The organism is Streptomyces sp. NPDC079167 (assembly GCF_040686735.1).
In the GTDB taxonomy this organism is placed as follows: domain Bacteria; phylum Actinomycetota; class Actinomycetes; order Streptomycetales; family Streptomycetaceae; genus Streptomyces.
Genome location: NZ_JBFBLO010000001.1, coordinates 67,424 through 87,373, shown reverse-complemented (window position 1 = coordinate 87,373; position 19,950 = coordinate 67,424). Strand labels below are relative to the sequence as shown.

Sequence of the window (19,950 nt, the reverse complement as noted above, 5' to 3'; positions counted from 1 at the left end):
GCCCTCCTAGACCGCCGAACACCGCATTGCGTTGCGCGGAGGCTCGGATTCATCCCATGAAGTTATTGATTCGTTGCGCCGGAGTTCATGAAGAGGACGTGCGACCGCCGTACGGACGGGGTGCGTGAACGCCCGCAGGGCGGGCTCGAAGTGAGCCCGCCCTGCGGTGTGAAGGGAGACAGCCTTCCGGCTCCCGGCCTCTCAGAGACCGTACTTCTCCCGGGCCTCCTTGACCTTGGAGGCCGGGATCTCGCCACGGCGGGCCAGCTGGGCCAGCGCGGCGACCGCGACGGACTCGGCGTCGACACCGAAGTGGCGCCGGGCGCCCTCGCGGGTGTCGGAGAGGCCGAAGCCGTCCGTGCCCAGCGAGGACCAGTCCTGCTCCACCCACTGGCTGATGGAGTCCGGAACCGCGCGCATCCAGTCGCTGACCGCGAGGACCGGGCCCGGCGCACCGGAGAGCGCCTGGGTCACGTACGGCACGCGCTCCTCGCCGCGGAGCAGGGCCTCGTCGCACTCCAGCGCGTCGCGGCGCAGCTCGCCCCACGAAGTGGCGGACCAGACGTCGGCCGTGACACCCCAGTCGGCGGCCAGCAGCTCCTGGGCCTTCAGGGCCCAGTGGATCGCCGTACCGGAGCCCAGCAGCTGGAGGCGCGGCGCGTCCGCCGAGGCGGGCGTGCCCTCCTTGAAGCGGTACAGGCCCTTGACGATGCCCTCCTCGACGCCCTCCGGCATCGCGGGCTGCTGCTTCGGCTCGTTGTAGACCGTCAGGTAGTAGAAGACGTTCTCGGCCTCGGGGCCGTACATCCTGCGCAGACCGTCCTTGACGATCACCGCGATCTCGTACGCGAACGCAGGGTCGTAGTTCAGCGACGCCGGGTTCGTGGACGCGATCAGGTGCGAGTGGCCGTCCGCGTGCTGGAGGCCCTCACCCGTGAGCGTCGTACGGCCCGCCGTGGCGCCGACGATGAAGCCCTTGCCGAGCTGGTCGGCGAGCTGCCACATCTGGTCGCCGGTCCGCTGCCAGCCGAACATCGAGTAGAAGATGTAGAACGGGATCATCGTCTCGCCGTGCGTCGCGTACGACGTGGAGGCGGCGATGAAGTCGGCCATGGCCCCGGCCTCGGTGATCCCCTCGTTGAGGATCTGGCCGTCCTTGGCCTCCTTGTAGTACATCAGCTGGTCGCGGTCGACCGGGTCGTACGTCTGACCCATCGGCGAGTAGATGCCGGCCGAGGGGAACAGCGACTCCATCCCGAAGGTACGGGCCTCGTCCGGGACGATCGGGACCCAGCGCTTACCGGTCTCCTTGTCCCGCATCAAATCCTTCACCAGGCGGACGAACGCCATGGTGGTGGCCATCTCCTGCTTGCCGGACCCCTTGTACAGGGCCTTGAACGCGCGCTCCTCCGGCTGGGGCAGCGCGGCGGCGTGCACCCGGCGGGCGGGGGCCGGACCGCCGAGGGCGGCACGGCGCTCCTGGAGGTAGCGGACCTCGGGGGAGTCGGCGCCCGGGTGGCCGTAGGGGACCAGCCCGTCCTCGAAGGCGCTGTCCGGGATCGGGAGGCCGAGCAGCTCGCGCATGCTCTTGAACTCGTCGATCGACAGCTTCTTCATCTGGTGGTTGGCGTTCTTGGACTCGAAGCCCTTGCCGAGCGTGTAGCCCTTGACCGTCTGGGCCAGGATCACGGTCGGAGCGCCCTTGTGCTCCAGGGCGGCGCGGTAGGCCGCGTACACCTTGCGGGCCTCGTGGCCGCCGCGGGAGCTGTAGAAACACTCGGCGATCTTCGCGTCGCTCAGGAGTTTCGCCAGCTCGGCGAGTGCGGGCTCGGTGCCGAAGAAGTGCTCGCGGATGTAGGCCACGTCGCGCGTCGCGTACGTCTGGAACTGCGCGTCCGGGACCTCGCGGAGGCGGCGGATCAGCGCGCCCGTGGTGTCGAGCTGGAACAGCTCGTCCCAGGCGTTGCCCCAGAGCGTCTTGATGACGTTCCAGCCGGCCCCGCGGAAGGCGCCCTCCAGCTCCTGGACCACGCGGAAGTTGGCGCGGACCGGACCGTCGAGACGCTGCAGGTTGCAGTTGATGACGAAGGTCAGGTTGTCGAGCTGCTCACGGGCCGCGAGGGCGAGGGCGGCGGTCGACTCGGGCTCGTCCATCTCGCCGTCGCCCAGGAAGGCCCAGACGTGCGAGTTCGACGTGTCCTTGATCTTGCGGTTGGCCAGATAGCGGTTGAAGCGCGCCTGGTAGATCGCCGAGAGCGGGCCGAGGCCCATCGAGACGGTGGGGAACTCCCACAGCCAGGGCAGCCGCCGCGGGTGGGGGTAGGACGGCAGACCGTCGCCACCCGACTCCTGGCGGAAGTTGTCGAGCTGCTGCTCACCGAGGCGGCCGTCGAGGAAGGCGCGGGCGTAGATGCCGGGCGAGGCGTGGCCCTGGATGTAGAGCTGGTCGCCGGAGCCGTCACCTTCCTTGCCGCGGAAGAAGTGGTTGAAGCCGGTCTCGTAGAGCCAGGCCGCCGAGGCGAACGTGGCGATGTGGCCTCCGACGCCGTACCGGGCGCCACGGGTGACCATCGCGGCCGCGTTCCAGCGGTTCCACGCGGTGATCTTCGATTCCATCTCCAGGTCGCCGTCGAACGCGGGCTCGGCGGAGGTGGGGATGGTGTTGACGTAATCGCTCTCCAGCAGCTTGGGCAGCGCGATGCCGGCGCCCTCAGCGTGCTGGAGCGAACGCCGCATCAGGTACGCGGCGCGGTGCGGGCCCGCGGCCTTGGTGACGGCGTCGAGGGAGGCCGCCCATTCGGCGGTCTCCTCGGGGTCGCGGTCCGGGAGCTGGTCGAGCTCGCTCGGAAGCGTTGCTACGGGGTCGGTCATGATCGCCGCCTTCCGGAGTGGGAGGGGGTGGAGAAGTCCCTGGCTGGCAGGACAGGGCGATGGGGCCGGGTGGGCCCGCGACTGAACTGTAAGTCTCCGATCGATGATCGATCAAAGGGTGAAGGGCAAAACTTCTCGATATGAAGAAAAGTGGCATGCGGTGCCGCGAAACGGGGCACGGAGTGACGGGATCAAGGGGGCGAAACGGGCGCTGACCTGCACGGCCGAGCGGGCTGCGACCCAGATGTGCGCGACCCTCCGGCGCCGGAGCTCACGCGCGCGGCGCGCACCCTAGGACGTGCTCCTTCACCATCACGGCGATCTGCGGGTCCCGGCGCAGGAACGCCTCGATGAGCGCCTCGTGCTCCTCCGCGTACGACTTCTGCACGGTGCCCAGCCAGCGGATCGACAGGGCCGTGAACACCTCGATGCCCAGCCCCTCCCAGGTGTGCAGCAGCACGGCGTTCCCCGCGGCGCGCACCATCTCCCGGTGGAAGGCCACCGTGTGCCGCACCTGCGCCTCGCCGTCGGCCAGCCGGTCCGCCTCGTACAGCGCCGCCACGTGCGGGGCGAGCGCCGAGCAGTCCTCGCCGAGCGAAGGGGCCGCCAGCTCCGCCGCGATCTGCTCGAGACCGGCCCGTACGGGATAGCTCTCCTCCAGGTCGGCCGCGGTCAGATTGCGCACCCGGACCCCCTTGTTGGGCGCCGACTCGATCAGCCGCAGCGTCTCCAGCTCCCGCAGGGCCTCCCGCACGGGCGTCTGGCTGACCTCCAGCTCGGTGGCGATGCGACGCTCCACGATCCGTTCACCCGGCTTCCAGCGCCCGCTGACTATCCCCTCCACGATGTGCTCGCGGATCTGCTCGCGCAGCGAGTGGACGACGGGCGGGGTCATGACGGGCTCCTTCGGGCGAACAAACCGGTGCTGCTCACCGATGCGGTGGCCGGGGACGACCGGTGGTGTCTAGACAATACGGCGGCGCCCCCGCCCGGAAGTGTTCCGGACGGGGGCGCCGCTGGTGAGGCTGGTTACAGCTGTACGGCTCAGAGGCCGAGCTCGACCTCGAACTCGCCCGCCTCGAGGATCGCCTTGACCGTGGTCAGGTAACGGGCGGCGTCCGCGCCGTCCACCAGACGGTGGTCGTAGGAGAGCGAGAGGTAGGTCATGTCGCGGACGCCGATGACGGTGCCCTCGGCGGTCTCGATGACTGCCGGACGCTTGACCGTGGCACCGATGCCCAGGATGGCCGCCTGGTTCGGCGGCACGATGACCGTGTCGAACAGCGCGCCGCGCGAGCCGGTGTTGCTGACGGTGAAGGTCGCGCCCGACATGTCGTCCGGGGTGAGGCCGCCACCGCGGGCCTTGCCGGCCAGCTCGGCGGTCTTCTTCGCGATACCGGCGATGTTCAGGTCGCCCGCACCCTTGATGACCGGGGTCATCAGACCCTTCTCGGCGTCCACGGCGATGCCGATGTTCTCCGAGTCGAAGTACGTGATGGTGCCTTCGCCCTCGTTGATCCGGGCGTTGACGACCGGGTGGGCCTTCAGCGCCTGGGCCGCCGCCTTCACGAAGAACGGCATCGGGGACAGCTTGACGCCCTCACGGGCCGCGAAGGACTCCTTCGCCTGGTTGCGCAGCTTCATCAGCTTCGTGATGTCGACCTCGAGAACCGAGGTCAGCTGGGCCTGCGAGTGCAGCGCCTTCATCATGTTCTCGCCGATGACCTTGCGCATGCGGGTCATCTTGACCGTCTGACCGCGCAGCGGGGACGCCTCGAGCTTCGGCGCGGCCTTGGCCGCCGGAGCGGCGGCGGCCGGAGCCGGAGCGGCAGCGGCGGCCTTGGCGGCCTCCGCGGCGGAGACGACGTCCTGCTTGCGGATGCGGCCACCGACGCCGGTGCCCTTGACCGAGCCCAGGTCGACGCCGTTCTCGGCGGCGAGCTTGCGGACCAGCGGCGTGACGTACGCGCCGTCGTCACCGGAAGGCGCGGCCGGGGCGGCCGGAGCCGGAGCGGCGGGCTGCGCCGGAGCGGCCGGAGCCGGTGCCGGAGCGGCGGGCGCGGCCTGGGCCGGTGCCGGAGCAGGGGCGGCCGGGGCTGCGGGAGCCGGGGCGGCTGCGGGAGCCGGAGCGGCCTCTGCCGGAGCGGCCTCTGCCGGAGCGGCGGGGGCTGCGGGAGCCGGTGCCGGAGCGGCGGCGGGGGCCGGGGCGGCCTCTGCCGGAGCGGCGGCCGGTGCGGCACCCGGAGCGCCGATGACGGCGAGCTTGGCGCCCACCTCGGCGGTCTCGTCCTCGCCGACGACGATCTCCAGCAGCACACCGGCGACCGGGGCGGGGATCTCGGTGTCGACCTTGTCCGTGGAGACCTCGAGCAGGGGCTCGTCCTCCGCGACCTCCTCGCCGACCTCCTTCAGCCAGCGGGTGACGGTGCCCTCGGTGACGCTCTCGCCGAGCGCCGGGAGGGTGACGTCGGTACCGGAGGCGCCACCGGCCGGAGCGGCGGCGGGTGCCTCGGCGGCAGGGGCCTGCGCGGCGGGGGCCTCGGCGGCGGGCGCCGGAGCCTCGGCCGGGGCCGGAGCGGCCTCCGGCTCGGCGGCCGGAGCCGACTCGGCGGCAGGCGCGCCCGAACCGTCGTCGATGACGGCCAGCTCGGCGCCGACCTCGACGGTCTCGTCCTCGGCGACCTTGATGGACGCGAGGGTGCCCGAGGCGGGCGCGGGGATCTCGGTGTCGACCTTGTCGGTCGAGACCTCGAGCAGCGGCTCGTCGGCCTCGACGTGCTCGCCCTCGGCCTTCAGCCAGCGGGTGACGGTGCCCTCGGTGACGCTCTCGCCGAGCGCCGGAAGGGTTACGGAAACCGACATGGTTTCAGTTGCTCCTTACGAAAGTGTGAAGTGGTCGGTCGTCCCCGGGACTGGATCAGTCGTGGGAGTGGAGAGGCTTGCCGGCCAGGGCCAGGTGGGCCTCGCCCATCGCCTCGTTCTGCGTCGGGTGGGCGTGGATGAGCTGCGCGACCTCGGCCGGCAGCGCCTCCCAGTTGTAGATCAGCTGGGCTTCGCCGACCTGCTCGCCCATACGGTCACCGACCATGTGGACGCCGACCACGGCACCGTCCTTGACCTGGACGAGCTTGATCTCGCCCGCGGTCTTCAGGATCTTGCTCTTGCCGTTGCCCGCCAGGTTGTACTTGAGGGCGACGACCTTGTCCGCACCGTAGATCTCCTTGGCCTTGGCCTCGGTGATGCCGACGGAGGCGACCTCGGGGTGGCAGTACGTCACCTTCGGCACGCCGTCGTAGTCGACCGGCACGGTCTTGAGACCGGCCAGGCGCTCCGCCACCAGGATGCCCTCGGCGAAGCCGACGTGCGCGAGCTGGAGGGTCGGGACCAGGTCGCCGACGGCCGAGACCGTCGGGACGTTGGTCTGCATGTACTCGTCGACGAGGACGTAGCCGCGGTCCATCGCGACACCCGCCTCCTCGTAGCCCAGACCCTGCGAGACCGGGCCGCGGCCGATCGCGACCAGCAGCACCTCCGCCTCGAAGGTCTTGCCGTCGGCGAGGGTCACCCGGACGCCGTCCTCGGTGTACTCGGCCTTGTCGAAGAAGGTGCCGAGGTTGAACTTGATGCCGCGCTTGCGGAACGCGCGCTCAAGAAGCTTGGAGCTGTTCTCGTCCTCGACCGGGACCAGGTGCTTCAGACCCTCGACGATGGTGATGTCGGAGCCGAAGGACTTCCACGCCGAGGCGAACTCGACGCCGATGACGCCGCCGCCCAGGACGATCGCGGACTTCGGCACCCGGTCCAGCTTCAGGGCGTGGTCCGAGGAGATGACGCGGTTGCCGTCGATCTCCAGGCCGGGCAGCGACTTCGGCACGGAGCCGGTCGCCAGCAGCACATGACGGCCCTGGACGCGCTGACCGTTGACATCCACCGAGGTGGGCGACGAGAGACGGCCCTCACCCTCGATGTAGTGCACCTTGCGCGAGGCGATGAGACCCTGCAGGCCCTTGTACAGGCCCGAGATCACGTCGTCCTTGTACTTGTGGACGGCCTCCATGTCGATGCCCTCGAAGGTGGCCTTCACACCGAACTGCTCGGCCTCGCGGGCCTGGTCGGCGATCTCGCCGGCGTGCAGCAGCGCCTTCGTGGGGATGCAGCCGTTGTGCAGGCAGGTGCCGCCGACCTTGCCCTTCTCGATCAGTGCGACGTCCAGGCCCAGCTGAGCTCCGCGCAGGGCCGCGGCGTAACCGCCGCTACCACCGCCGAGGATCACTAGGTCGAAAACGGTGCTGGCGTCGTTCGCCACGTCACGTCCTCCATGCATGTGCGCCGTACGCCGGGCCCCGTCGCTGGGGTGTGACCGGCCGGTCGGCTGGTGTTCGGCCGCTTGCGTTTTTCGGCCCTGTGGTGGGGGCCCTGTCCTGCCGAGAACCCATCTTCGCACTTGTTGAGTCCGGACGGGACGCGGGCCCCTGCTCCGGGCCGGACGAAGATCCGGACCGGATGGTTGCCGATACGTACATATTTCCGGAAATATGCCGGTCGGATCCATCGTGAGGAACACCGACGGCCCCGGACGTATGCCCGGGGCCGTCTGCGCCGGAAGCGAACCTTGCGCGCGGGATCACACGCGCGGTGCCGGCTCCGGACTCAGCCGAGGTCGCCGGCCGCGGTGCGCTCCGCCAGCCGCACCAGGGTGCGGACGGCGGACCCGGTGCCGCCCTTGGGCGTGTAGCCGTACGGCGCGCCCTCGTGGAAGGCCGGGCCCGCGATGTCCAGGTGCGCCCAGGCGATGCCCTCGCCCACGAACTCCTTCAGGAACAGGCCGGCCACCAGGCCGCCGCCCATCCGCTCGCCCATGTTGGCGATGTCGGCGGTCGGGGAGTCCATGCCCTTGCGCAGGTCGGCGGGGAGCGGCATCGGCCAGGAGGCCTCGCCGACCTCCTCGGCGATCTCGTGGAGCGACGTACGGAACGCGTCGTCGTTGGCCATCACACCGAAGGTGCGGTTGCCCAGCGCCAGGACCATCGCACCGGTCAGGGTCGCCACGTCGACGATCGCGTCCGGCTTCTCCTCCGAGGCGCGGGTCAGCGCGTCGGCGAGGACGAGCCGGCCCTCGGCGTCGGTGTTGAGGACCTCGACGGTCTTGCCGCTGTACATGTGCAGCACGTCACCCGGGCGGGTGGCGTTGCCGGACGGCATGTTCTCGGCGAGCGCCAGCCAGCCGGTGACGTTGACCTGGAGGCCGAGGCGGGAGGCCGCGACGACGGCGGCGAACACGGCGGCGGCGCCGCTCATGTCGCACTTCATCGTCTCGTTGTGGCCCGCCGGCTTGAGCGAGATGCCGCCCGAGTCGTAGGTGATGCCCTTGCCGACCAGGGCGAGCGTCTTCTCCGCCTTCGGGTGGGTGTAGGCGAGCTTGACCAGGCGCGGGCCGTGCGTGGAGCCCTGGCCGACGCCGAGCAGGCCGCCGTAGCCGCCCTTGACGAGCGCCTTCTCGTCGAGGACCTGCACCTTGATGCCGTGCTCCTTGCCGGCGGCGGTGGCCACGGCGGCGAAGGACTCGGGGTACAGGTCGTTCGGCGGGGTGTTGATCAGGTCGCGGGCCCGGTTGATCTCCTCGGTGACCGCGACGGCGCGCTCGGCGGCGGCCTTGAAGGCCTTGTCACGCGGCTTGGCGCCGAGCAGGGCGACCTCGGCGAGCGGCAGCTTCGCCTCGGACCTGGCCCCCTTGGGGGCGAGCTTGTTCTCGCCGCCCTGGTAGGCGGTGAACGCGTACGCGCCCAGCAGGGCGCCCTCCGCGACGGCCCCGGCGTCCTCGGCGGTCTCGGCGGGCAGCGCGAACCCGGCCTTCTTCGACCCCTTCAGCGCACGCGCCGCGGAGCCCGCGGCCCGGCGCAGCGCCTCGGCCTCGTACCCCTCGTCCTTCGCCGGGACCGGACCGAGCCCGACCGCGATGACGACCGGGGCCTTGACGCCTGACGGGGCGGGGAGCTTGGTCACTTCGCCCTCGGCACCGGAGGCGCCCAGGGTCTCCAGGACGGTGGCGAGCTTTCCGTCGAACGCCTTGTCCACGGCCTCGGCGCCCGGTGCGAGGACCGGCCCCTTGGCTCCCTTGGCGACGCCGACGACGAGTGCGTCGGCGCGCAGCGTCGCCGCACCTGAGGTGCTGAGAGTGAGAGCAGTCACGGTGGTGAAATCTCGCTTCCGTTGAGTTGTGTGCCGGTCTGTGTCGGTCGAGAGGGTGGCCGACCGTGCCCAGCGCATCGCAGATCCCGCCGTGACGCGCCGGGAACGAGCCTACGCGCGCCCCTGCGGCAGGCTCACGGGGGCGGGGCCGTACGGGGGCCGGCCCGGCCGTGCGGCGCATTCGGGGCTCCGTCAGGAGAGGCCGAGGGACAGCGCCAGCAGCGTCACCGTGGCCGCCGTCTCCTCCAGCGCGCCGAACACGTCACCGGTCACCCCGCCGAAGCGGCGCACGCAGTGACGCAGCATCAGCTGCGCGGCGCCCAGGCCCGCCAGGGCGGCGAGGGCGTGGTGCAGGCCGGTTCCGTATCCGCCCAGGAGGGCACCGGCCGCCGCGCAGCAGACGACCACCGCGCAGGCCACGGCCGCCGCGGCGCGGGCCGGGACGGTGCCGGCCACCGCCGCGCCGAGGCCCTCCGGACGGGCGGACGGGACGCCGCGGCGCGAGGCCAGGGTGAGCGCGAGCCGTGCGGCGACGGCGGCGGTGACGGTGCCCAGCGCGCCGTCCGCCCAGCCGCGGCCGTACAGCGCGTGGAGCGCGGCGACCTGCGCCAGCAGCACGAACAGCAGCGTGACCACACCGAACGGGCCGATGTCCGACTGCTTCATGATCCGCAGCGCGTCTTCGGCCGGCTTGCCGCTGCCCAGCCCGTCCGCGGTGTCCGCGAGTCCGTCCAGGTGCAGCCCACGGGTCAGTGCGGCGGGGAGCGCGGCGGAGGCGACCGCCGCCACCAGGGGCCCCGACCCGCCCCACAGGAACAGGGCCCCGGGGACCGCCGCGAGCACTCCCACGACGAGTCCGGCGAGCGGGGCGCACAGCATGCCGGCGCGGGCGGTGCCGCGGTCCCAGCGGGAGACGCGGACGGGGAGCGCGGTCAGGGTGCCGAAGGCGAAGCGCGGGCCGTGGCTGTTCAGGGAGGTCACCGCGCGCAGGCTAGCCGGTGCGGCGGCATGCCGGATCGGACAGAGTGGCACATAGGCCGCACATGCGGGTGTCCGGACGGCGGAGGTGGCATGGGTCACTGGTTCCAGCAGAACATCGTCGAGCCGGGCAAGCTCCCGCTGCTGCTCGCCCTGAGCGCGTTCGTGCTGACCTTCGCCGTCACCCGGATGGTCACCCGGATGATCAGGGCCGGCAAGGGCCCGTTCCGCAACGTCACGCCCGGCGGTGTGCACGTCCACCACGTGGTGCCCGGCGTCGTGCTCACGGTGATCGGCGGCTTCGGAGCCGTCGCGAGCGGTCAGCACGGTGTCGCAGCCGCGATCCTCGCGGTGGTCTTCGGCACGGGGGCCGGCCTGGTCCTCGACGAGTTCGCCCTGATCCTGCACCTCGACGACGTGTACTGGTCCGAGGAGGGCCGCCAGAGCGTGGAGGTCGTCGTCCTCACCGCCTCGCTCGTCCTGCTCGTGCTCGCCGGCTTCTCACCGCTCGGCGTGGACGAACTGAGCGGTGAGCAGCAGCAGAACAGGCTGGGCGTCGTCCTGACCTACGTCGTCAACTTCGGCTTCGTCCTGATCGCCCTGTTCAAGGGCAAGGCCAGGATGGCGGTCCTCGGCACCCTCGTCCCGTTCATCGCGCTTGTCGCGGCGCTCCGCCTGGCCCGGCCCGCCTCGCTGTGGGCGAAACGCTTCTACCGCCGGCGCCACCGGGCCCGCGCCAGGGCGCTGCTGAGGGCGTATCACCACGACGTCCGCTGGGCGGGACCCCGGCGCCGCTTCCAGGACCTGATCGGAGGGGCGCCGGACAGGGCCCCGCTGCCTGGCCCCCCTCCCGGCGGCGGAACCTGAGGCCGCGCCCCCGGGCCGCCCGGGGGCGCGCGGTGATCAGGCGGTCGTGTCCGCGGCCTTCGACGGCTCCTCGGCCGCTGCTTCCTTCTCCAGCGACGCGGGCTCCGAGGCGGCCGCAGAGGACTCCGGGGACTCCGGGGACTCCGCGGGCTCCGCGGAGGGCTCCGGGGCGCGCTCCGGCAGCTCCGCCGCCAGTGCCGCCGCGGCCTGGACGAGCGGCAGCGCCAGCAGCGCCCCGCTTCCCTCGCCCACCGTCACCCCGTGGTCCAGCAACGGGGTCAGCGCCATCCGGTCCAGCGCCTTCAGCTGGGCCGGCTCCCCGCTGAGCTGCCCCGCCAGCCACCAGTCCGGCGCCCGGAAGGCCGCCCGCTGGGCCACCAGGGCGCAGGCCGCCGAGACCACCCCGTCCAGCACCACGGGCATCCGGCGCACCGCGCTCTGCAGCAGGAACCCCGTCATGGCCGCCAGGTCCGCACCGCCCACGGCCGCCAGCAGCTCCAGCTGGTCACCGAGGACCGGCCGGGCCCGCCGCAGCGCGTCCCTGATCGCGGCGCACTTACGCATCCACGCCAGGTCGTCGATACCCGCGCCGCCGCGCCCGGTCACCACCGAGGCGTCCGTACCGCACAGGGCGGCGATCAGCGTCGAGGCGGCCGTCGTACCGCCGACGCTCAGATCGCCCAGCACCACCAGATCCGTGCCGGAGTCCGCCTCCTCGTCGGCGATCCGCATCCCGAGGCGTACGGCCTGCTCCGCCTCCTCGGCCGTCAGCGCGTCCTCGACGTCGATCCGGCCGCTGCCGCGCCGCACCCGGTGGCGTACGACGGCTTCGGGCAGCAGCTCCGGATCGCAGTCCAGGCCGGCGTCCACGATCCGTACGGGGACGGAGAAGCACCGGGCCAGGACGGCGACGGGGCTCGCGCCGTCCAGTACCGCGCGGACGAGGTCGTACGCGGTTCCCGCGGCCCGCCCGGAGACCTCCAGCTCCGCCACCCCGTGATCACCGGCGAACAGCACGACACGCGGCTGCCCGACCGGCTTGACGGGCACCGACTGCTGGGCGGCCGACAGCCATTCACCCAGCTCGTCGAGGCGGCCGAGCGCACCGACGGGAACGGCGAGCCGCTCCCGGCGTTCCTCGGCATCACGCCGTACGCCCCCGTCGGGGCGTTCGATCAGGTCGGAGAAGTCGTCCAGATTCACGGGGGTCTGCCTCGCGGGTCGGCGCTAGGTGGGACGGAACCCGCCGGGGGGCTCCTGCCCGGAACAGTACCCGGAGCCCCTGCCCGCACCACGGCCCCGCACCCGCCGGCGGCTCAGCCCCGGAGCACCAGCGCCTGTCCCGCGACCACCAGCAGAACCTGCTCGCACTCGGTCGCGAACGCGGCGTTCAGACGGCCCAGTTCGTCCCGGAAGCGCCGCCCGGACGCCGTCGCCGGGACGACACCCGAGCCGGTCTCGTTGGTCACGGCGACGACCGTACGACGGGTCCCGCGCACCGCGCGGACCAGCTCGGCGACCCGTCCGCGCAGCTTCTCCTCCCCGCCGCCCGCCCACCGGTGGTCGTCCCACGCGCCGACCCGGTCCATCGCGTCCGTCAGCCACAGCGACAGACAGTCGATCAGCAGCGGCGGGCCGTCCTCCTCCAGCAGACCGGCGAGCTCGCAGGTCTCCTCGGTGCGCCACGCGGCCGGCCTGCGCTCACGGTGCAGACCGATCCGCGCCTCCCACTCCGTGTCCCCCGCGCGCCGTCCGCCCGTCGCGACGTACACCACCTCGGGGAAGGTCTCCAGCCGCTGTTCGGCCTCCACCGACTTCCCCGACCGGGCCCCGCCCGTGACCAGCGTCCGCCGGGGCACCTCGGGCACGGCGTGGTAGGCGCCCACCGGCAGCGTCGTCCCGTCCGGCACGGCCCGCGCCCCGCCCGCCGCGAGTCTGCGGTCCAGCGCGGGGCCGGGCGGCGCGTCGTGGTCCAGATGGACGGCGATCACCTCGGTGGTGGGCCCCACGGCCCCCACGGCCCGCAGCCTGGCCACCGCGTCAGGCCGCCCGGTCACATCGCACACGACCATGTCGTACGGCTCCGCCACCGGATCGGCGAGACCGGCGGGGGAGGCCCCGGGCGGCAGATAGAGCAGGCGCTCGCCCTCCGGCGCCGCCACCTCGTAACCGGTGCCCGGGGCGTCCATCGCCAGGGCCCGGATCCGGTGCCCGCTGATCAGCGTCAGCTCCTGGCCGTCCGGGACGCGCCCCGCGGGCGGGAGAGAGGCGGGCAGCTCCACGGCGGGCCCGTCATGAGGGTGGGTCAGCAGCACCTGCCGTACGCCGGCGAGCGAGTGTCCCGCGCGGGCGGCGGCGAACACGGCGCCCGGGGTGAGGTCCAGCAGCAGCGCGTCGTCCACGAGCAGCGCGGTCGCGGCACGCGCCCCGGCGCCGCGGGAGGACGCGCAGACGGCGCAGGGGCAGTCGGGCCGCGGCAGCCCGTCGGGGGCTCCGGTGCCGAGCAGTGTCAGTTCCACGTGTCGATCCTCCCGTGTCCATGAACCACCTGCGCGCCCGGGACACCCACTAGTCTTCGGGGAGCAACGTGACCCAGGAGGCGGACATGGCGTGGACGTGGCGGTTCGAGAAGTCCGACGGTACGGAGACGGAGCCGGCGCTGCAGCCGGAGGAGTTCACGACCCAGGGGGACGCGGAGTCCTGGATCGGTGAGTTCTGGAAGGAGCTCCTCGAAGGCGGCGCGGACCAGGTGACGCTCTTCGAGGACGCGACGAAGATCTACGGCCCGATGAGCCTCCAGGCCGACTGAGGCCCCCGCGACCGCCCGGGCCCCGGGGCCCGGGCGGGACCTCGTCCCCCGGCCCCTCACCCGGCCGGCCCTCAGATCTCGCCGAGGGTGACCTCGGCCGTCTTCCTCGAGTCCCCCCGCGTGTAGGTCACCCGGATCTTCCGGCCCGGCTTCTCGCCCGCCAGGGCCTCCGAGAGGGAGGTGATCGTCGTGACCGGGGTGTCGCCGATCCGGACGATGACGTCCCCGACGCGCAGGCCGGCCTCCGCCGCCGCGCCGTCCTCCTCGACGCTGACGATCGCGACACCGGCGGGCCGGTAGTCGTCGTCGACGACGGTGCGGCCCATGATGTCCAGAGCGGCCCGCCCCGAGTCGGTGACCTTCCCCGACCGGATGATCTGGTCCGCGACCGTCCGCACCATCGAGACGGGGATGGCGAACCCGATCCCCGGCGCCGCGCTGCCGCCCTGCTCGCTGTCCGTCGCCGCGAGGGTCGGGATGCCGATGATCTCGCTGTCGAGGTTCACCAGGGCGCCGCCGCTGTTGCCCGGGTTGATGGCCGCCGAGGTCTGCACCATGTCGGCGAGCGTCGCCCCGGTGCCACCGCCCGAGCGGCCCTCGCTGACCGTCCGGCCCACCGCCGAGACGATGCCCTGGGTGACGCTGCTGGAGAGGCCGAGCGGTGAGCCCATCGCCAGGACGATCTGCCCCACCTCGACCTCGTCCGTGGTGCCGAACCGGGCGGCCCGCAGTCCGCCGGGGACGCTGTCCAGCTTGATGACGGCCAGGTCCTGCTCCGGGTAGGAGGAGACCAGGGACGCCTTGAGCACCTTCTCGCCGGTGGCGACGCTGACGTCGAACGTCTTCTCGCGGCCCACGACATGGGCGTTCGTGACGATGTGGCCCTTGTCGTCGTAGACGATGCCCGAGCCGAGCGCGTCCCCGGCGCCGATCTGCACGACGGAGGGCAGTACGTCCTTGATGACGGTCTGGTACTGCTCCTCCAGATCGCCCGTGGTCCGGGACACCACCGCCTGCTGGGCCGGAGCGGCGGACGGGGCGGGGCCAGGACCGGCGCAGCCGACCGCCAGGGCGATGGCGCAGGCACCGGCGGCCAGGGGCAGGGGGGAGCGGCGTACCCGGCTGCGGGTAGGGGTTGCGTCCATGCCCGGAGTATCGCCAGGGTCCGTGGTCCACGGCCTGCGCTGGTGGGCCGATCAGGCGTACGGCGGCGGCGTATCAGGCGTATCAGGCGTATCAGGCCGGTCGGGCCGTGTCAGCCGCGTACGCCGCAGAGGTGCAGCAGCGCCGCCACCCCGCGGTACGGATCGGTCCGTCCCGCGCGGTCCTCGGCCGCGAACACCCGCGCCAGCTCCTCGGGGCCGGGGAGTTCCGCCTCGTTGCTCACGTTGTCCGTGAAGACCCGCACGCCGTACCAGGTGTGCAGCGGGGCGGCGATCCCGGCGAGGGTGGCCCGCAGGACCTCGAGCCGGTCGGCCCGGACGTCGAGACCGAGCCTGTTCGTGTACGTGTCCGTGTCGAACGCGGCGAGGGCCGCGCCGAAGTCGCCGGCCGCTCCCGGGCGCATCGCGAGCGCGTCGGCGTTCCGTACGAGCAGGGACAGCAGCCCCCCGGGCGCCAGCATCCTGGCCAGGCCGGCCAGCAGCGGATCCGGCTCGGGGACATACATCAGCACCCCGTGGCAGAGCACCACGTCGAAGCTGCCGGGCAGGAAGTGCACCCCGGTGTCGCGGCCGTCACCCTCGATGAGCCGCACCCGCTCCCGGATGCCCTCGGGCTCGGCCGCCAGGGACTCACGGGCCGACCGCAGCATCTCACCGTCGGACTCGAGGCCCGTCACGGAGTGGCCGGCCCGGGCCAGGCGCAGCGCCTGCGTGCCCTGGCCCATGCCGACGTCGAGCACCCGCAGCCGCTGCCCCACGGGATAGCGCGCGGCTATCTGCTCGTCGAGCTGCCGGGCGACGAGCTCCTGGCGGACCGTGTTGCGCAGCCCGCCGAGCCCGCCCAGCCACTGGGAGGACACCCCCGTGAAGCCGGAGGTCTCCGTGCTCAGGGCCGCTCTCCCCGCTTGACCTGAGGCTTGGGCAGACGCAGCCGGCGCATCTGGAGCGTACGCATCAGGCCGTAGGCCACCGCGCCGCGCTTCGGGGTGTCCGGGAAGCGCTGGGCCAGCTGCTTCTTGAGCCGGAACCCGAGGCCGACGGAGTCGACGACGATCAGCACGATCACGCCGAGCCAGAGCAGCAGCGAGATGTTCTGGATGTTCTGCACCTGGATCACGCTGAGGATCAGGATGATCACCGCGAGCGGAAGGAAATACTCCGCGATGCAGAAGCGCGAGTCCACGAAGTCACGGACGAAGCGCCGCACGGGCCCCTTGTCGCGCACCGGCAGATAGCGCTCGTCACCGGACGCGAGAGCCTCCCGCTGACGGGCCATGTCGGCCCGGCGTGCTTCGCGCTGGCGCTTGGCGGCCTCCTTGCGGTCGGTCGGCGCACCGCTGGAGGCACGTCGGCGCTGCGTCTGGGCATCGCTGCGCTTGGGGGTGGGGCGACCCTTGGGAGCCTGGGGGTCGCGGGGCTGCTTGGAGAGGTCCGCCGTCACCTTGCCGGTGGGGGCCTTCTCTTCCTTGGAACGGCTACGGAACACAAAACCCAAGGGTACGGGGTCGTCCGGTACTACCGGGGACCGGCCGGGAACGATCCGGCAACGGCCCGCGTCCCGAAAAGTGTCCCGACAGGGGCAGAACGGACGTTGCCGACGCCCTCCCTGATGGTCTTCTACTCCCTGCGCGGGAGTGATCACCGGCGGCAGTCGTCCTTGCGGAGGAGCACATCCGTGCTCGAACAGTGCGGTAATGGAGACAGGGCCCGTACTGTGGGTTCTGTTGGAGTGCTGGAGCTCAGTCCGTCAGAAGGGGGCGCGCGAAGCCCATGAGCGGTGTCATGAAGCGTATGGGAATGATCTTCCGCGCGAAGGCAAACAAGGCCCTTGACCGGGCCGAGGATCCGCGCGAGACCCTCGATTACTCGTACCAGAAGCAGCTCGAACTGCTTCAGAAGGTGCGCCGCGGTGTCGCCGATGTGGCGACCTCGCGCAAGCGGCTGGAGCTGCAGCTGAACCAGCTGCAGGGACAGTCGTCCAAGCTGGAGGACCAGGGCCGCAAGGCCCTCGCGCTCGGCCGTGAGGACCTGGCCCGCGAGGCGCTGTCCAGGCGCGCCGCCCTCCAGCAGCAGGTCACCGACCTGGAGACGCAGCACCAGACGCTGCAGGGCGAGGAGGAGAAGCTCACCCTCGCGGCCCAGCGTCTGCAGGCCAAGGTCGACGCCTTCCGGACGAAGAAGGAGACCATCAAGGCCACCTACACCGCCGCGCAGGCCCAGACGCGGATCGGAGAGGCCTTCTCCGGCATCTCCGAGGAGATGGGCGACGTCGGCCTGGCGATCCAGCGGGCCGAGGACAAGACCCAGCAGCTCCAGGCGCGTGCCGGTGCCATCGACGAGCTGCTGGCCTCCGGCGCCCTCGACGACCCGTCCGGCACGGCGAAGGACGACATCGCCGCCGAGCTGGACCGGATCTCCGGTGGTACGGATGTAGAACTGGAGCTGCAGCGCATGAAGGCCGAGCTGGCCGGCGGTTCCGCCGGACAGCAGCAGGCCATCGAGGGCGGCGCCGAGGACGCGGCACCGCAGGCGCAGCAGTCCCCGCACAAGTTCGACAAGCAGTGAGGGCGGCGTCATGATCGTACGGATCATGGGGGAGGGCCAGGTCGTACTGGCCGAAAGTCATGTCGCCGAGCTGAACAAGCTCGACGACATACTCCTCGCGGAGATGGAGAGCGGTGACGGACCGGGCTTCCGCACCACGCTCCACGCTCTTCTGGACAAGGTGCGCGAGCTCGGCTCGCCGCTCCCGGACGACTCCCTGGAGCCGTCCGAACTGATCCTGCCGGCACCCGACGCCACCCTCGAAGAGGTGCGCTCCATGCTCCGCGACGACGGGCTGATCCCCGGCTGACCGGCCCGCCCGCTCCGCACTCCCACGATGCCCCGCACCGGCCCGGCCGGTGCGGGGCATCGCGCCGTGCGCACCGTCCCGTGCCGCCGTCCGGACCGGACCGCCGGCGGCACGCCGTACCGTAGCCCGATGTGACCACCCTCGGACCCGGGCTCGCGCGCGCCCGCCGCTGGCTGCGCGGCCATCCCCTCGCCTTCGACGGTGGCCTCGCCCTGGCCGTGCTCACCTGCATGGTCTGCGCGTCGTTCGCCGAGCCGGACCCGGGCCACGGGCCCGTCTTCGGAGCCAGGACGCCCGGAGCGCCCAGCGTCCTGCTGATGGTGCTCGCCGCCGCGGCGCTCGTACTGCGCCGGCGCCGGCCCGTACCGGTGCTGGCGGTGACCGCGCTGCTCTCCGTCGTCGAGTTCGTCTTCATGGACCCGCCCGCACCCGTCGTGATGAGCGCGGTCGTCGCGCTCTTCTCCGTCGCGGCCGGCACCGACCGCCCCACCACCTGGCGGGTCGGCCTGCTGACCATGGGGGCGCTGACCGCCTCCGCGATGGTGGTCGGCACGACGCCCTGGTACAGCCAGGAGAACCTCGGTGTCCTCGCCTGGACGGGCCTCGCCGGCGCCGCGGGCGACGCCGTGCGCAGCAGACGCGCGTTCATCGACGCGATCAGGGAACGGGCCGAACGCGCTGAGCGCACCCGCGAGGAGGAGGCCGGCCGCAGGGTCGCCGAGGAGCGGCTGCGGATCGCCAGGGACCTCCACGACGTCGTCGCCCACCACATCGCCCTGGTCAACGTCCAGGCCGGCGTCGCGGCCCACGTCATGGACAAGCGCCCCGACCAGGCGAAGGAGGCGCTCGCCCACGTGAGGGAAGCGAGCCGCTCCGCCCTCAACGAACTGCGGACCACCGTCGGGCTGCTGCGCCAGTCCGGCGACCCGGAGGCGCCCACCGAACCCGCCCCGGGGCTCGCCGTCCTCGACACCCTGGTCGCCACCTTCCGCAACGCCGGGCTTCCCGTCGAGGTCGCCCGCACCGACCCGGAGAGCCCGCTGCCTGCGGCGGTCGACCTCGCGGCCTACCGGATCGTCCAGGAGGCGCTGACCAACGTACGCAAACACGCGGGCGCCGACGCGAAGGCCGAGGTGAGCGTCGTCAGGGTCGGGGGGACCGCCGAGATCACCGTGCTGGACAACGGCACGGGAGCGGACCCGCGCCCCGCGCCGGACGACGGCGGCAGACACGGTCTGATCGGCATGCGCGAGCGCGTCACCGCCCTGGGGGGCACCCTCACGGCGGGGCCCCGTTACGGAGGCGGGTTCAGGGTCCATGCGATCCTGCCCGTCACGTCCCGGACGCGCGCTCCGGAAGGGCCGGACACGGCTGGGACGACGGGGGGACGCGCATGACGCCCATCAAGGTGCTGCTCGCCGATGACCAGGCGCTGCTGCGCAGCGCCTTCCGGGTGCTGGTCGACTCCGAGCCCGACATGCGGGTCGTGGGCGAGGCCGCCGACGGTGCGGAGGCCGTGGAACTGGCCCGCTCGACCCTCGCCGACGTCGTGCTGATGGACATCCGGATGCCGGGCACCGACGGTCTCGCCGCCACCCGGATGATCAGCGCGGACCCGGACCTGGCGGGCGTACGGATCGTCATGCTCACCACCTTCGAGGTGGACGAGTACGTGGTGCAGTCCCTGCGGGCCGGCGCGTCCGGCTTCCTGGGCAAGGGTGCGGAACCGGACGAGCTGCTCAACGCCATCCGGGTCGCCGCGGCCGGGGAGGCACTGCTCTCCCCGGTCGCGACCAAGGGCCTCATCGCCAGCTTCCTGGCCCAGGGCGGCGGCACGGAGGACCCGGACGGCACTCGGTACACCGAGCGCCTCGCCGCGCTCACCGGGCGCGAGCGCGAGGTGCTCGTCCAGGTCGCGGGCGGTCACTCCAACGACCAGATCGCCGACCGGCTCGTCGTCAGCCCCCTCACCGTGAAGACCCATGTGAACCGGGCCATGGCGAAACTGGGTGCGCGGGACCGTGCGCAATTGGTCGTCATTGCCTACGAATCGGGTCTGGTCCGTCCCCGGGTGGAGTGACGGGTGGAGAGGCGGATACTCCAGCTGCGGTATGCGCGGGACGAGAAAGCAACCCGAGGGCGGACGATTTCGGCCAGGGGAACGGCGATCGTATGGATGGGCGGGCTGTGTCCCCTGCTGCTCACCGGAGTGAGCGCCG

17 protein-coding genes are annotated in these 19,950 nt (G+C 72.1%); 6 read left to right on the top strand and 11 right to left on the bottom strand.

What is annotated here, in order from left to right; all coding sequences use genetic code 11:
- Positions 1-201 precede the first annotated feature (201 nt).
- From aceE to AB0P41_RS00380, 6 genes are all read right to left on the bottom strand, one after another.
- Positions 202-2,871 carry a pyruvate dehydrogenase (acetyl-transferring), homodimeric type gene (gene aceE / locus AB0P41_RS00405; protein WP_356707355.1) on the bottom strand — a complete coding sequence of 890 codons (2,670 nt, stop codon included), beginning with the start codon at positions 2,869-2,871 and terminating at the stop codon, positions 202-204.
- Positions 2,872-3,142: 271 nt separating this feature from the next.
- Positions 3,143-3,766: a GntR family transcriptional regulator gene (locus AB0P41_RS00400; protein WP_356707354.1), complete on the bottom strand. Its 624-nt coding sequence runs from the start codon at positions 3,764-3,766 to the stop codon at positions 3,143-3,145.
- A 149-nt stretch (positions 3,767-3,915) separates the two neighbouring features.
- Positions 3,916-5,733, bottom strand: a complete 1,818-nt coding sequence (gene sucB, locus AB0P41_RS00395) for a 2-oxoglutarate dehydrogenase, E2 component, dihydrolipoamide succinyltransferase (protein WP_356707353.1) — start codon at positions 5,731-5,733, stop codon at positions 3,916-3,918.
- Between the two features lie 55 nt (positions 5,734-5,788).
- Positions 5,789-7,177 carry a dihydrolipoyl dehydrogenase gene (lpdA, locus tag AB0P41_RS00390; protein ID WP_356707352.1) on the bottom strand — a complete coding sequence of 463 codons (1,389 nt, stop codon included), beginning with the start codon at positions 7,175-7,177 and terminating at the stop codon, positions 5,789-5,791.
- 344 nt (positions 7,178-7,521) lie between these two features.
- On the bottom strand, positions 7,522-9,060 hold the full coding sequence (locus tag AB0P41_RS00385) for a leucyl aminopeptidase (RefSeq protein ID WP_356707351.1): 1,539 nt from the start codon (positions 9,058-9,060) through the stop codon (positions 7,522-7,524).
- A 192-nt stretch (positions 9,061-9,252) separates the two neighbouring features.
- On the bottom strand, positions 9,253-10,041 hold the full coding sequence (locus tag AB0P41_RS00380; protein ID WP_365929166.1) for an adenosylcobinamide-GDP ribazoletransferase: 789 nt from the start codon (positions 10,039-10,041) through the stop codon (positions 9,253-9,255).
- A 90-nt stretch (positions 10,042-10,131) separates the two neighbouring features.
- Here AB0P41_RS00380 and AB0P41_RS00375 point away from each other — a divergent pair, with 90 nt between their 5' ends.
- Positions 10,132-10,905, top strand: coding sequence for a hypothetical protein (locus tag AB0P41_RS00375; protein ID WP_356707349.1), 774 nt, complete (start codon positions 10,132-10,134; stop codon positions 10,903-10,905).
- Positions 10,906-10,941: 36 nt separating this feature from the next.
- Here the strand turns inward: AB0P41_RS00375 and cobT are convergent, their stop codons facing one another.
- The gene (gene cobT, locus AB0P41_RS00370) at positions 10,942-12,108 is read right to left on the bottom strand and encodes a nicotinate-nucleotide--dimethylbenzimidazole phosphoribosyltransferase (protein ID WP_365929164.1); all 1,167 of its coding nucleotides are present in this window, start codon (positions 12,106-12,108) and stop codon (positions 10,942-10,944) included.
- 113 nt (positions 12,109-12,221) lie between these two features.
- A complete protein-coding gene (locus tag AB0P41_RS00365; RefSeq protein ID WP_356707347.1) occupies positions 12,222-13,424 on the bottom strand; it encodes a bifunctional adenosylcobinamide kinase/adenosylcobinamide-phosphate guanylyltransferase in 1,203 nt (400 codons plus the stop codon).
- A gap of 86 nt (positions 13,425-13,510) precedes the next feature.
- Here AB0P41_RS00365 and AB0P41_RS00360 point away from each other — a divergent pair, with 86 nt between their 5' ends.
- A complete protein-coding gene (locus tag AB0P41_RS00360; RefSeq protein WP_099176312.1) occupies positions 13,511-13,714 on the top strand; it encodes a hypothetical protein in 204 nt (67 codons plus the stop codon).
- 71 nt (positions 13,715-13,785) lie between these two features.
- Here the strand turns inward: AB0P41_RS00360 and AB0P41_RS00355 are convergent, their stop codons facing one another.
- From AB0P41_RS00355 to AB0P41_RS00345, 3 genes are all read right to left on the bottom strand, one after another.
- Positions 13,786-14,859 (bottom strand): trypsin-like peptidase domain-containing protein, encoded by a 1,074-nt coding sequence (locus AB0P41_RS00355; RefSeq protein ID WP_365929163.1) that lies wholly within the window; start codon positions 14,857-14,859, stop codon positions 13,786-13,788.
- Between the two features lie 110 nt (positions 14,860-14,969).
- Complete coding sequence (locus tag AB0P41_RS00350; protein WP_356707689.1) at positions 14,970-15,704, bottom strand: methyltransferase domain-containing protein; 735 nt, start codon at positions 15,702-15,704, stop codon at positions 14,970-14,972.
- Between the two features lie 59 nt (positions 15,705-15,763).
- Positions 15,764-16,363, bottom strand: a complete 600-nt coding sequence (locus AB0P41_RS00345) for a DUF3043 domain-containing protein (RefSeq protein WP_356707345.1) — start codon at positions 16,361-16,363, stop codon at positions 15,764-15,766.
- A gap of 296 nt (positions 16,364-16,659) precedes the next feature.
- On the opposite strand from AB0P41_RS00345, the gene AB0P41_RS00340 reads away from it, so the two are divergent.
- From AB0P41_RS00340 to AB0P41_RS00325, 4 genes are all read left to right on the top strand, one after another.
- Entirely contained in the window at positions 16,660-17,442 is a 783-nt protein-coding gene (locus tag AB0P41_RS00340; protein WP_262346702.1) for a PspA/IM30 family protein, read from the top strand.
- 10 nt (positions 17,443-17,452) lie between these two features.
- Positions 17,453-17,731 (top strand): hypothetical protein, encoded by a 279-nt coding sequence (locus tag AB0P41_RS00335; RefSeq protein WP_356707344.1) that lies wholly within the window; start codon positions 17,453-17,455, stop codon positions 17,729-17,731.
- Positions 17,732-17,862: 131 nt separating this feature from the next.
- Positions 17,863-19,128, top strand: coding sequence for a sensor histidine kinase (locus AB0P41_RS00330; RefSeq protein ID WP_365929161.1), 1,266 nt, complete (start codon positions 17,863-17,865; stop codon positions 19,126-19,128).
- A complete protein-coding gene (locus tag AB0P41_RS00325; protein WP_356707342.1) occupies positions 19,125-19,811 on the top strand; it encodes a response regulator transcription factor in 687 nt (228 codons plus the stop codon). The genes AB0P41_RS00330 and AB0P41_RS00325 overlap by 4 nt, the downstream gene beginning before the upstream one ends.
- The last annotated feature ends 139 nt before the right edge of the window (positions 19,812-19,950 follow it).